14 protein-coding genes and 1 pseudogene are annotated in these 12,533 nt (G+C 63.4%); 9 read left to right on the top strand and 6 right to left on the bottom strand.

The window, feature by feature from the left end; all coding sequences use genetic code 11:
* Nucleotides 1-15: 15 nt before the first annotated feature.
* Nucleotides 16-309: a hypothetical protein gene (locus tag ACHAC9_RS09545; RefSeq protein ID WP_435759461.1), complete on the bottom strand. Its 294-nt coding sequence runs from the start codon at nt 307-309 to the stop codon at nt 16-18.
* A gap of 156 nt (nt 310-465) precedes the next feature.
* Between ACHAC9_RS09545 and ACHAC9_RS09540 the strand changes: the two genes are divergently transcribed.
* Both ACHAC9_RS09540 and ACHAC9_RS09535 read left to right on the top strand, forming a co-directional pair.
* The gene (locus ACHAC9_RS09540) at nt 466-726 is read left to right on the top strand and encodes a hypothetical protein (RefSeq protein ID WP_435759459.1); all 261 of its coding nucleotides are present in this window, start codon (nt 466-468) and stop codon (nt 724-726) included.
* A 32-nt stretch (nt 727-758) separates the two neighbouring features.
* The gene (locus ACHAC9_RS09535) at nt 759-1,391 is read left to right on the top strand and encodes a flavin reductase family protein (protein ID WP_435759457.1); all 633 of its coding nucleotides are present in this window, start codon (nt 759-761) and stop codon (nt 1,389-1,391) included.
* A 118-nt stretch (nt 1,392-1,509) separates the two neighbouring features.
* Here the strand turns inward: ACHAC9_RS09535 and ACHAC9_RS09530 are convergent.
* Nucleotides 1,510-2,004, bottom strand: a pseudogene (locus tag ACHAC9_RS09530) (transposase); the annotation flags it as partial.
* Between the two features lie 373 nt (nt 2,005-2,377).
* On the opposite strand from ACHAC9_RS09530, the gene ACHAC9_RS09525 reads away from it, so the two are divergent.
* From ACHAC9_RS09525 to ACHAC9_RS09510, 4 genes are all read left to right on the top strand, one after another.
* The gene (locus tag ACHAC9_RS09525; protein WP_435759455.1) at nt 2,378-3,082 is read left to right on the top strand and encodes a hypothetical protein; all 705 of its coding nucleotides are present in this window, start codon (nt 2,378-2,380) and stop codon (nt 3,080-3,082) included.
* Nucleotides 3,083-3,162: 80 nt separating this feature from the next.
* On the top strand, nt 3,163-3,399 hold the full coding sequence (locus ACHAC9_RS09520; RefSeq protein WP_435759453.1) for a hypothetical protein: 237 nt from the start codon (nt 3,163-3,165) through the stop codon (nt 3,397-3,399).
* Between the two features lie 72 nt (nt 3,400-3,471).
* Nucleotides 3,472-3,609 carry a hypothetical protein gene (locus ACHAC9_RS09515; RefSeq protein ID WP_435759451.1) on the top strand — a complete coding sequence of 46 codons (138 nt, stop codon included), beginning with the start codon at nt 3,472-3,474 and terminating at the stop codon, nt 3,607-3,609.
* Between the two features lie 110 nt (nt 3,610-3,719).
* A complete protein-coding gene (locus tag ACHAC9_RS09510) occupies nt 3,720-5,663 on the top strand; it encodes an alkaline phosphatase family protein (protein ID WP_435759480.1) in 1,944 nt (647 codons plus the stop codon).
* A 350-nt stretch (nt 5,664-6,013) separates the two neighbouring features.
* On the opposite strand, the gene ACHAC9_RS09505 is transcribed toward ACHAC9_RS09510, so the two are convergent.
* Entirely contained in the window at nt 6,014-6,250 is a 237-nt protein-coding gene (locus ACHAC9_RS09505; protein ID WP_435759478.1) for a hypothetical protein, read from the bottom strand.
* 336 nt (nt 6,251-6,586) lie between these two features.
* Nucleotides 6,587-7,471 (bottom strand): dienelactone hydrolase family protein, encoded by an 885-nt coding sequence (locus ACHAC9_RS09500; RefSeq protein ID WP_435759449.1) that lies wholly within the window; start codon nt 7,469-7,471, stop codon nt 6,587-6,589.
* Nucleotides 7,472-7,598: 127 nt separating this feature from the next.
* Between ACHAC9_RS09500 and ACHAC9_RS09495 the strand changes: the two genes are divergently transcribed.
* Genes ACHAC9_RS09495 through ACHAC9_RS09485 form a run of 3 tightly spaced genes read left to right on the top strand, consistent with a single transcriptional unit; the run spans nt 7,599 to nt 10,290 of the window.
* Nucleotides 7,599-7,997, top strand: coding sequence for a GntR family transcriptional regulator (locus ACHAC9_RS09495; RefSeq protein WP_435759447.1), 399 nt, complete (start codon nt 7,599-7,601; stop codon nt 7,995-7,997).
* Nucleotides 7,994-8,866: an ABC transporter ATP-binding protein gene (locus ACHAC9_RS09490; protein ID WP_435759445.1), complete on the top strand. Its 873-nt coding sequence runs from the start codon at nt 7,994-7,996 to the stop codon at nt 8,864-8,866. The genes ACHAC9_RS09495 and ACHAC9_RS09490 overlap by 4 nt, the downstream gene beginning before the upstream one ends.
* Complete coding sequence (locus tag ACHAC9_RS09485; protein ID WP_435759443.1) at nt 8,863-10,290, top strand: hypothetical protein; 1,428 nt, start codon at nt 8,863-8,865, stop codon at nt 10,288-10,290. The genes ACHAC9_RS09490 and ACHAC9_RS09485 overlap by 4 nt, the downstream gene beginning before the upstream one ends.
* Here the strand turns inward: ACHAC9_RS09485 and ggt are convergent, their stop codons facing one another.
* Together ggt and ACHAC9_RS09475 are read right to left on the bottom strand one after the other, a co-directional pair.
* Complete coding sequence (ggt, locus tag ACHAC9_RS09480; RefSeq protein ID WP_435759441.1) at nt 10,291-12,045, bottom strand: gamma-glutamyltransferase; 1,755 nt, start codon at nt 12,043-12,045, stop codon at nt 10,291-10,293.
* On the bottom strand, nt 12,042-12,452 hold the full coding sequence (locus ACHAC9_RS09475; protein WP_435759439.1) for a hypothetical protein: 411 nt from the start codon (nt 12,450-12,452) through the stop codon (nt 12,042-12,044). Before ACHAC9_RS09475 ends, ggt begins: the two co-directional genes overlap by 4 nt.
* Between the last annotated feature and the right edge of the window lie 81 nt (nt 12,453-12,533).

The raw sequence follows: 12,533 nt of genomic DNA, 5'->3' as shown, positions 1-12,533 counted from the left end.
TACGTCCCCGGTTTTTTATCGTCCTACCCCAATGCCGATGCCCACGCCGGAACCGCGCCCCCAGCTGCCAAAGCTGCCAAAAATGGACGTCGATACACCTCCACGCGCGCCGCCGTTCTGTGCGGATAACTGAAGCACACAATTGCGCCATGGATCTGAATTCGGTGCATGGCCCAGCTGAGTGCATGCCGGCCCGTATTCGGCCATCGTGCGATCCATCTCGGCTTGTTGCTGCATTGCTTTTTGTTCAGGGGTGGTGCACCCTAGCAAGCAAAATGTGCTCGCGATCGTCAAAATCACAGCCCGCATGGCAGTCTCCTTTAAGCAGTAAGTCAAGCTTAGTGTAAGCCTTTTGGGCTAAGGAATCGGTAGCGAGTTGAATCGCGCGGCAGCCGCCACACGACTATTTTTTGGACTGTTTGTGCTATCGTTATTCCAAACCATATTCAGGAAACGAGCGTCAACATGAATTTCAGCCTCAATTTTAACGAACAAAACGTGTCCATTGACGAGGATACCTGGACCGCTTTGGCGACAACCGGTAGCGATATGTCGCTCGCAAGCATTCGCGCTGCGATCCATGGGGTGTTGGAGCGCGATGGCGCTTTCACGGTGGAAGGCAGCGATGGCCAGGTTGTACGGCGCATCGAGACGCCATCCGAATTTGAAGGCTACATGCAGGAAGTCGAGCTCCAGCGCACACAGTTCGGACAAGACCAAGCCTAATGCGAGGGAAAACGCCGCGCTGATTCCATCCCATGTCGATCCATTTCTACGAACCGGGTAACGGACACAGGCTCCCCCACGATCCTTTCAATGCGATCGTCGGACCGCGCCCGATTGGCTGGATATCGTCCTTGAGCCACACGGGCGTGCGAAACCTGGCGCCCTACAGCTTCTTCAACGCCTTCAACTATGTACCGCCGATTGTCGGATTTGCGAGCGTTGGCGAAAAAGACACCTTGCGCAACGTACAGGAGACCGGAGAATTCGTCTGGAACCTCGCGACCAGGCCGTTGGCGGAAGCGATGAACATCAGCTGCGCGGCCGTCGCACCGGAGGAGGATGAATTTGTGCTGGCCGGACTCACGGCCGCGCCTTCCCGTCTGGTCAAGGCGCCGCGCGTGGCCGACAGCCCGGTTTCGTTCGAATGCCGTGTCACGCAGATCATCCAGCTGCAGCGCGCCGACGGGGAAACCGTGCCGACCTGGCTGATACTCGGCGAGGTGGTGGGTGTACACATCGCAGAAACCTCGCTCAGGGAGGGCGTCTACGATACCGCGGCCGCCGGCCATATCCTGCGCGGCGGCGGTCCCGCCGATTACTTTTCGATCGGGCCGGAGCAGCTGTTCCGGATGTTCCGGCCGCGCCAGACACGATCCCCGGATTGAATATGCACGTCTTCTGCAGTGAGTCCAGACAAGCGTTCACATGGCGCTGCTAACGGCCCAGGCTGTGTAAAAACGCGAAATAGCGAGGTTTTCAGGGGTCGTTTTACCATTACCCAACGTCGAGAACGCTCGCTATGGTCATCGTATCGACAACGAGATTGCGCTTACGCCCCTTTATCTTCTTGCCTGCATCGAATCCGCTTTCGCCACCGTGGGGCGAGTCCCGAGTGGACTGTGCGTCAATCACCGCCGCGCTGGGCGTGCTCGCGCGCCCCAGGCGTGCACGCCATTGTTCGCGCAGCCGGTATTGCATCTGCTCGAATACGCCTGCACCAACCCAGCGCGAAAACGCCTTGTAGACCGCCTGCCAGGGTGGGAACGTCTCAGGTAATAGTCGCCAAGCACAGCCTGTGCGCAGCACGTAAGAGCACGCATCCACGAGATCCCGGCGCCTGTAATCCACAGACGTGCCTCGCTGTCCCGGCGCACGATCGAACAAATCAGCGACCAGTTCCCAGTCGCCGTCTGTGAGGTTGGTGCTGTACGGAGATACGTCCTCGCGACGATGGGCTGCCGTGTAGCCATACCGCTTTACGACCTCGGCTGGCGTCGCGCACGCCCGCCGTTATGGATTTTGTCTACACCCTCTACGTATCGTTGACGTCCCGGCACCTGTCGCCAGCGTGTAGCAATGATGATTATGAAGAATTGTTTAGATGGAAACGGTCACACATTTCCTTCATCTCCGCCAAGTAAGCACACATCTGCTTCGTTAACAGTCACACGTTTCCTTCATCGGACGTCCGGGAAGCTTGATGGCGAGACGCTGGCGGTGGAATAACACGGCGCAGCGAAGAGAAAAAAAGACAGGCGGGAAGCAGTAAATCAGAAGCAATAAAATTTAATATCAGGGGCGCTAGCGGCGTCGTTCCGGGGAACAATTAAAGTATAATTAAAACAACACACACCAAACCTAGGGGATCAACATGAAAAACGTTAAAAAGTCGCTCAAGAACGCCGGCCTGTGCCTGGCGGCAGTGCTGCTGGCAGGCAGTGTCCAGGCCGCCGTCATTTTCACCCCAGGCGTCGCCCCAGCCCCGGCAACGGTGGAAAACGTGCGCTTCGATCCGACCAGGACGGGTGTCGTGAACGGACCGGGCACCACTGTCACCGGCGTCACCGCGCGCACCGACTACCTAGTCGATTTCTCCGCGGACGAACTCCTGATCGCCTTCGAGAACCCGGCCGCACTGCCGGCCGTACCGCCCACCGTACGCGCGACCGACGGCGCGCTGCGTTCCCTGGACATCGACGTCCGCGATGGTGCCTTCTCTACCGTGTTCTATAATCTGTTCGTCAGCGCAGTGGGGGGTAACCCGACCGGGCGCTTCGCCGACATCCTTGTCGGCAGCTTTGACGGCACCACCACGAGCTACCGTCAGCAACTGCGAAACGGTTTCAACCTGCTGACGATTACGGCCGACAACGAGACGCTGCTGCGCGACGTATCGATCTTCGCTAACTCGGACTTCGCCGATATCCGTCAGATCCGGTTCGGCGGCTTGCAGGCAGCGCCGATTCCGGAACCGGGCATCTTCATGTCGTTCAGCCTGGCGGGCTTTGCCCTTTGGCGTGTATGCGCGCGCCGCCGCAGCGGCCCGCGCGCCGATCATCACTTGGCGCAGGCGTAAGGCGCTGGCGTATTGACGACTAGGCCAGACGGTCGAGTATGTGGTGTCCGAACAATTGACGATTCACTTTGAAGAACAAAATGGATCATTCAACGGCACAGAAGCATATGACTGTCTACAAACGATTGGGCGAGGTCATCAATGAAGCGGATAGCATCGTTCACACGCTTCCTAACGCTGAGCGGGCTGAGCACTTACGCGGTCTGGGCAGCATGATAGGGGACCTTCGGTTTCAGCTTCAGCTTCCTATTGTGCGGGAGCATAAAGATCTGGATCCCGATGGTGATCGGTTCCAAAGCAAATCACTGGACGCGTAATTACGGTTGGCTGCTTCGGGGCGAAAGCGGTCTGTCGAGCTAGGCCCGGAATCGGCAGGGCAGGTCTTGACCGTGGCCCTGATCGACAAGGGCAGCATCGTGATCGCGCTGCTGCTGGTCTGGTTATTTCTGCAAGAGGCGCTCACTCCGGCCAGGCTGGCGGACAGCGGTTTCATCGTGGTGGGCCTGCCGGCAGTCGCGCGCGGATGAGCCGTTTGCGTGCTCAAGCCGTCCGGCGTGTCTGCTACACTGATTTGTTCATTAAACCAGCATAGTGCACCCGATTGATCCAGACTCCAGTCCCCCAGGGCCTGCCGCCCGTGCTTGCCGGTCCTATCCTGCGCCGCCTCGAGCCGGGCCGCCTGGTGCTATGGCTGGTCGGCAGCGCGCCGCTCGACTTGACCCTGGTGTTGGAGCCCAAAACAGGCGCGCCCCGGCGCTTGGCTCTTGACGCGCGCCGCTGTCGTGTGGTGCGCGTCGGCAGCCACGCCTGCGTGCACCTGATCGATGTCGCGCTGCCCGAGCCGCTGCCGCAAGACACGATCATCGAGTATGACCTGCTCGTCACGCAGGGCGATGGCAACGAGGCTGGCATCGCGCATTGGGCGCCGCACCTGCTGCATGCCGGCGCGACGCGGCCGAACATGGTGCTGCGCAGCCGCAGCGACAATATTCTGTTTGGCTCGTGCCGCAAGCCGCATCATCCCGCGCCTGACGGCCTGGCGCGCGCCGACGCCTTGTTGGCCGATCACGTCGAACGGGCCGACGAGCGGCCCGCCATGCTCATGCTGTGCGGTGACCAAGTGTATGCCGACGATGTGGCGGGCCCGATGCTGGCGGCGATCCACGCGCTGATCCGGCGCCTGGGCCTGTATGGCGAATGCCTGGACGGCGCGGTGGTCGCCGACAGCGAGGCGCTGTATCGCCATGAGGCCAGTTACTACCGGCGCGAAGAGCTGCTGCCGGCGTTCAAGTCCAACGATGCGCTGCGCGACCGCTTCTTCGGGGGCAGCGAAAAGCCAATCTTCACCACGGCCAGTGCGCACAACCACCTGGTAACCCTGGCCGAGGTGATGGCCATGTACCTGCTGGTTTGGTCGCCCGTGCCATGGCAGCTGGTGGCGGATGCGCCAGCGCCCCTGCTTGCGCCCAGACATGCAGACCGCTGGCGGCGCGAGTCTAAGGTACTCGTGGGCTTTTGCCGCGACCTGCCGCAGGCCGCCCGGCTGCTGGCGCACGTGCAGACCCTGATGATCTTCGACGACCATGACATCACCGACGACTGGAACCTGTCGGCCAAGTGGGAAACCACCGTCTACGAGCACCCATTCTCGCGCCGCATCGTGGGCAACGCGCTGATCGCCTATATGCTGTGCCAGGGCTGGGGCAACCGCCCCGACGTGTTCGAGACGGCGCTGGACGATATGGCGGTGCTGACCGCCACGGCCGCTCTTGATGACCGGCTGGACGCGCCGGTACAGGACGCGCTGATCAAGCGCCTGCTGTCTTTCCGCCAGTGGGATTTCGTCGTAAGGACCAAGCCCACGATCATCGTGCTCGATACCCGCACCCGGCGCTGGCGCAACCGGCGCCGGCCCGGGCATCCATCGGGCCTGATGGATTGGGAATCGCTGACCGAGCTGCAGCACGCGCTGCTGGACGAAACGGCCGCCGTCATCGTCTCGCCGACGCCCATGTTCGGGGTCAAGCTGATCGAGGTGGTGCAAAGGGTCGCCACCTTCGCCGGCCTGGCCTTGACCGTCGACGCCGAGAACTGGATGGCGCATCGCGGCGCGGCCAGCAGCATGCTCAATATTTTCCGCCATTCGCGCACGCCGGGCAATTACGTGGTCCTGTCGGGCGATGTGCACTACTCGTTCGCCTACGATGTCGAGGTGCGCGACTCGGACCGCACGCCGCATATCTGGCAGATCACCAGCAGTGGCATCAAGAACGAATTCCCGCGCCGCCTGCTCGACTGGCTCGATCGCCTCAATCGCTGGTTGTATTCTCCACGCTCGCCGCTCAATTGGTTCACCCAGCGCCGCGATCTCGCCCTCACGCCGCGCCTGCCCGACGCGCGCCAGCATGGGGAGCGCGTCTGGAACGGCTCGGGCATCGGCCAGGTGTGGCTCGACGCCCAAGGGCGTCCGGTGCGCATCATGCAGCACAACGCCGATGGCCGGCCGTCGACCCGCTTCCTGGCACCGGAACAGGAAGCATCCCTTGCGGCGGCTACCGAGCAGCCTTTAAGGAAGCACTGATTTATTCGTGGCGGTGGTCTCGGCCTGCAAAAAACGTCCTGCTGCGTTGCAAATCCTCGCAATACCACGCGGTACGGCTGTGGTTTTTGCCTTGCCGACCGCCTTTTCCATGGCCAATCCCATCGGCAGCCATGACGATTAGTTCAGCCCAAGCATCAGGCGACGAAACATGGAGTCACTGGCCGGCAACTTCTCGTAATGAATGCCTGATGGCTTGCCGATGAATCATCCCGCAGCAATGCCGATGCTATTTGCCGAAGCGAGCTCTGACCCTCCTGACGACGCTGCCCAATAGCCGCGTCGGGGAATTTCTGCCGCATCACTCGATATCGGCCGGCTATTCGTTGCCATTATGGAGACGTCAAGTCCAAGCCGAGCCTCCTGGCAAGGACGAAGGTGACGAGCACCAGGCCCAGGAGCGATAGCACGAAGACTGCGGCCACCTTGCTGGCCGCGCGTAGCACCGCGCGCTTCTCCTTCTCCTTTTCCTTCTTCCCTTGATCGTAATGCCACTTGATGGCGAAGAACATGCCCGTTCCTACCACGAGAATCTTGAACGTAACCAAGACTATAGGGATCCATTCCATCTTTTTGAGTATTTCCAGGCTCTTACTTGACACTATCATACAGCCTGCTGCGTTATATCCTTCCAGGTTGGCCACGCGACCTTGTCGCTACCCTTCCGCTCGAAGGCTATCTGTACGATAGCGACGCCTATGGCTTGGACGTGTGGGCGTTGAAACTAATGATGGAGCAGCGCATTCCGACCCGTGATGGACTTGAAGGCCTTGTGGCCGCGAGAGACTGGAAAATCGCCCGCTGTAAAGAGCACCTGAGTGTGCTCGCGAGCCTGGCTTCTTGAACGGGAAGCGCCGATGGCGTACTGAACCTCCGCTTCGGCTCGAACGCGGAGGTCCTGCGAATCACGCCAGCTTGGCCTTGAAAAACCCCACCGTACGGCTCCAGGCCAGCTTTGCCGCCGCCTCGTCATAGCGTGGCGTCGTGTCGTTATTGAACCCGTGCTCGGCGCCTTCGTACACAAAGTGCTGGTACTCCACCTTGTTTGCCTTGAGCGCCGCCTCGTACGCCGGCCAACCAGCCAGGATGCGCTCATCCTTGCCCGCATCGTGGATCATCAGGGGCGCTCGAATCCTGGGCACATCGGCAGCCGGTGCCTGGCTGCCATAGAAGGGCACGGCTGCGCCCAGATCGGGAATGACCGTAGCCAGATGGTTGGCGATGGCGCCGCCATAGCAGAAGCCGACCACGCCGACCTTGCCGGTCGACTGCGGGAGTGATGTGAGCGCACCCGCCGCGGCGACGAAATCGGCCCGCGATTTCACCTGGTCCAGTTGCTGGAACAGCACGCGTGCCTTGTCTTCCTCACCCGGATAGCCACCCAGCGGATGCAGCGCGTCCGGAGCGAAAGCGATGAAGCCCTCCAGTGCCAGGCGGCGCGTGACGTCCTCGATATGGGGATTCAGGCCACGATTTTCGTGGACCACCAAAATCGCAGGCAGCTTGCCTTTGGCATTGGCGGGAATGGCCAGATAGCCGCGTAGCGTGCCGTAACCTTGCGGCGAAGGAAACTGCTCGTGGCTTGTCTTCAAGCGGCTGTCGGATGGTGTGACCAGGGGCGCGGCGAAGGAGGGCGACAGTTGCGCCAGCAAGCCGGCCGCCGTCAGGCCTCCGACGGCATGGCGCGAAGCGGCGGCCAGGAATTCGCGGCGCGACAAGCGCCCATGGACGTAGCCGTCGAATAGTTTCAGTACCTCGGGGTCGAAATCTTTTGCTGTCAATCGCGTCATGTCAGTAGTCTCTCTGGTAGGGGATCGCCTCGCTAGCATACGTCCCCCGCTCGAGGATGTTCGATATTTTTATTGACATCGGCTGACAACGCGCCTACTGTATTAATCAACTAATACACTAGACGCCATGATCACCCACACCGCCCAGCTGTTTTCGATCACCACCGGCTCTTCCGAGCCGATCTACCGCCAGCTTGTCGAGCAGGTGCGGCGCCTGGTCGCCGCCGGCCAGATGGCGCCCGGCGACGGCATGCCGTCCGTGCGTGAAGTGGCGCAGGTGCTGACCCTGAACCCGATGACCGTCTCCAAGGCCTACAGCCTGCTCGAGATGGAAGGTCTGCTGACGAGAAAGCGCGGGATGGGGATGAGCATCGCCGAGCGCGCCGGCACCAAACACAACACCCACGAACGCGCCGAACTGCTGCGCCCGATCCTGGAGCGCGCCGCACACGAAGCACGCCAGCTCGAACTCGATCCCGATACCGTCCTGTCCCTCTTCACCCACATCCTGAAGGAACAAGCATGAACACCCCGATCGTCCAGCTTTCCTCGATCCGCAAGCAATTCGGCAGCGCACCCGTCCTTGATGGCCTGGACTGGCAAGTGATGCCGGGCCAGGTCATTGGCCTGCTGGGCCGCAACGGCGCCGGCAAGTCGACCCTGCTCGAATGCCTGCTGGGATTGCGCGAGCTCGATGGCGGCGCGGTGCGCATCTACGGCGAGGACGTGCGCAATCTGCTTGATGCGACCCGCGCCCGGATCGGCTATGTGCCGCAGAAATCGGACCTGTTCGACTGGCTGACGCCGCGCCAGATGCTCGACTACTTCAAGGCGCTGTACCCGCGCTGGAACGAGGCCAAGGTGAAGGGCCTACTCGAAGGCTGGGGCTTCGACGGGCTCATGCAGAACAAGGCGATCAGCAAGCTCTCGGGCGGCGAGCAGCAGCGCCTCTCGATCATCCGCGCGCTCGGGCCCGACCCGGAACTCCTGATCCTGGACGAACCGGTGTCGAGCCTCGACCCGGTCGGGCGGCGCGACTTCCTGCGCGAGCTGATCGACGGCGTCATCGAGCACGGCACGACGGTCGTGTTCTCGACCCACATCCTGTCGGACCTGGAGCGGGTGGCGCTGGATATCGCTTTCCTGAAGGACGGCAAGATCGCGCTGCAGGGCCAGCTCGACGAACTGCTGGAGGGCGCGCGCCGCGTGGTCGGTCCTGGCGCGGTGCTCGACGGCGTGAGGCTGGCCGGGGAAGTACGGCGCCAGCGCGGGCGCGACGGCTCGGTCAGCGTGGTCACGCACGGCGGCGCGGCGCTCGGCACGGTCGGAAGCCAGCCCGGCGTGCGCGTCGAGACCATGAGCCTGGAAGACCTGTTCATCGAGGTGACGGGATGAGCCCGGTACTGAACGATTTCGCTTTGCTGTGGCGCGCGGCGCTGGCGCGAAGCCATCGGCATGCGAATGTGTGGCTGTGCGGGGGTGCGCTGCTGCTTGCGCTCGCCGTTGGGGCGCTGGTGTTTTTGAAGTCGGAAGACATGCTTGACGCGCTGATGGTCGGACTGCGCGTCGCCTACCTCGTGCTGGCGTTCGGCTGGATCATGTATTTCATCCCCGGTGCGATCAAACTCAATACGCCGGCCAATGCCGCCCTGGTGCCGCGCATGCGCCGCCGGGCGCGCCAGTTGACGGTGCTGGCATGGATGTCGGCCACGGCCATCAGTACGCTGGTGGCGCTGGGAACCCCGATCCCGGCGCACATCGCCTTTCTCGGCGTCGGGGTCTGGCTGATCGCAATGGGCCTGACGAGCGCCGGTCACCGGGCCGGACCATGGATCCAGTTCATGCTGCCGATGCTGTTCATCGCCAGGCCCGCCATTCCACCGGCATGGCTGGCGCAGCTCGACAATCCGTTTGTGCTGACGGTGCTGACCCTGCTGATGCTGGCCCTCGGCGCCTATACGCTCGACACGATGTTCCCGCACGGCGGCGACCGCCATTTCAAGCTGCGCCAGGCCCAGAAGCGGGTGACGGACCAGATGACGATGGCGGGGCAGTTCCGGCAAGCGCGCATCCCGCGCCTGAGCATGCGGGCATATGGCGCAGCCCTGCGCCGCGATTGCGCCCGCCGCGATGGCGGCGCGCTGCTGATGCACGTGCTCGGCCCCAGCGTGCACTGGACGCAGCGATTCCTGGTACTGGCATCGATCGTCGGCGGCGCAGCTGTCTTCATGGTTTTCCTGCGCCACCGGGCAAGCGCCGAGACGCTGGCAGTGATCGCCGGCGGCAGCTGGATCGGCGTGTCGTGGGCGCTGGTGTTCCAGGTGTTCGACTACGAGCGGCGCCTGGTGCGCCTGTCGCTCACCCGCAACGAGCAGGGCCTGGTGCGCCTGGCGCCGCTCACCCCGGGTGCCCCGGCGGCGTTCAACCGCCAGTTCGGCAGGCGGCTGCTGTGCGCCGGGCTGGTCGAGTGGGCCGGCGTCTCGGGTGCCGTGCTGGCCGTCGTCGCCATCAACGGTGCGTCTGCCGAGATCGTCTGGATGCAGGCCTGCATCTGCTGCCTGACGCTACCCCTGCTCGCGTCGACGCTGCGCGACCACGCCCATCGCAGCGGCAGCGGCGGGTGGAGGCTGGTCCTGGGGCTGCTCGCGTCGCTGAGCGTGTGTTTCCTGGCCGGTGCAGTCGCCAGCCGCATTGTCGGCAGCGCGGTGCTGCCGGGGGCCGCGCTGGCATCGGTCGCGTTGGCGGTGCTTGCCATCGTCTGGCGCTGGCGCCGGCTGGTCCTCGCCCCACACGCCTTCCCGGTGGGCCGCCTGGCCTGATCAGTGTCCCTTGCGCTGCACCAGCGCACTGCCCACCCCGTGCCGCCGGCCTTCGCTGACCGCCGTCACGGTGCCGTCCGGATTGAAGACGATCGCATTCGCCGCGCCGATTTCTTCCGGCGGGTTTTCCCAGGTGTGTCCAAACGCCTCCAGCGCGCGCGCCTGCTGTGAACCCGCAAAGCCCGGTTCCACCGAGGTCGCAGCGCCGTTGCGCTCGGAGATGCGCGGCGCGTTGATCGCCGCATCCATCGGCATGCCGAAATCGATGTGGTTCACGATCGTCTGCAGGACAGTGGTGATGATGGTCGAGCCGCCCGGGCTGCCGATGGTGAAGGCCGGCTTGCCGTTCTTCAGGGCGATGGTCGGCGCCATGCTGCTGCGCGGACGTTTACCGGCTTCCGGCACGTTCGGGCGCGGACCGGAAAAGTCGAAATCCGTCATCTCGTTATTGAGCAGGAAGCCATAACCGGGCACCACTATGCCGCTGCCGCCCCAGGATTCGATGGTGAAGGTGTAGGACACGACATTGCCCTCCTTGTCGGAGACGGTGAAGTGGGTCGTATGCGCATTCTCGCGCTGCAGCATGCGCGGCTCCGGGCGCAGCGGGACGCTCTGGTCTTCCTGGTAGAGGTAAGGGTCGCCGGCGGCGACGTTGGCGCTAGCGCGTATCGGGTTGATCTGTGCGCGGCGCTGCGCCGCGAACTCCTTCGAGAGCAGGCCGGCCACCGGCGCATCCACGTATTCCGGATCGGCGAGATAGGCATTGCGGTCGGCAAAGGCGAGGCGGCTCGCTTCCAGGTACAGGTGCTCGGCGTTGGCACGCGGCATCGCCTTCAAATCGTAGCCTTCCAGGATATTCAGCGCCTCGGCCACGGTGACGCCGCCGCTGCTCGGCAGCGGCATGCCGTAGAGTTCATAGCCGCGGTAGGTGCTGACGACCGGCTGGCGGATGCGTGCCTCGTAGTTGGCCAGATCCGCCAGCGTCATGCGGCCGCCGCGCACCGCAGCGTCGCCCGCCACGGGTGGCTTGTTGACGGCGTCGACGATCGCGCGCGCCATCGGTCCCTCATAAAAAGCGCGCTGGCCGCGTACGGCGATCTCACGGTAGGCCTTGGCCATGTCCGGATTGCGCAACATCGTGCCGGCCGCAACAGCCTTGCCGCCCCTCAGGTAGAGCGCGCTGGTGCTGCCGAACTGCTGAAATTTTCTTTCATTTTCGCGCGTCAAATGAGAGAAAATTTCACTCACCATAAAACCTTTGGTGGCGACGTCGATGGCCGGCGCCAGTACCTGCTTGAAGTTCATCGTGCCGTAACGCTCGAGCGCCTCGTGCCAGCCGCGCACCGTGCCCGGCACGCCGACGGCCGCGCCACTGGCCACTGCCTTCTCGAAATCGATCTCCTTGCCGTTTTCCAGGAAGGTCGCCGGCGTGAATGCCGCCGGCGCCGTTTCGCGGTGGTCGATCGTGATCACGCGCTTGTCCCTGGCCAGGTAAATGACCATGAAGCCGCCGCCGCCGATGCCGCAGCTGAACGGGTCGGTCACGCCCAGCGTCGCCGCCGCGGCGACCGCCGCATCGATCGCATTGCCGCCCTTGTCGAGGATGGCGAGCGCCGACCGCGAGGCCTTTTCGTTGATGGTGGCGACGGCGCCGCCGCTGCCGGTGGCGACCGGCGTTTTGGCAAGCGCGAGCGGCGCTTGCAGGATGATGGAGAGGGTGAGTAGGGAGGTGAGGGCGGTGGCGGATCGGGTCATGGAGTGGTGGGCAAGTTGGAAGGGGCGATGCTGATGGTGGCGCGGTAGGTGATCGACGTGTCGGGTGCGGTCGGCGCGGGGATGGCCTGTTCGTCGAGGACGATGCGATGGCCGGCCAGGGCTGCCGGTAGCGCCTGCGGCTGTTCGGGTGAGAGCGTGAACATCTGTGGCGCATCGGCGCCGCGCCGGATGCTGAAGCGGTAACTCAGCTTGCCCGCCCAGACGCAGTGCACGCCTGGCGGGCAGCGGCTGTCCTCGATCGCTTCGAAGCGCAAGCTCACCCCCGGCGCGACCTCGACGGCTTGTCCACGCTCGAGCGTGAATGGGCCGCCAGGGCGCGGCGCTGCCGGGGCGGCGCAGGCGACGAGGGTGGCGCAGACGATGGGCAAGGCGAGGAGATGGCGCATCGGGAACATGGTCGTGTCGGTAGGGGGAGCATAGCAAAAACGCCACGCCGCGGGTGCATGTCAAAGCGTCATACAGCGGTC

Origin of the sequence: Massilia sp. CMS3.1 (assembly GCF_051262535.1) — a bacterium.
Classification (GTDB): Bacteria; Pseudomonadota; Gammaproteobacteria; order Burkholderiales; family Burkholderiaceae_D; genus Telluria.
This window is presented reverse-complemented; position numbering and strand designations above follow the sequence as displayed.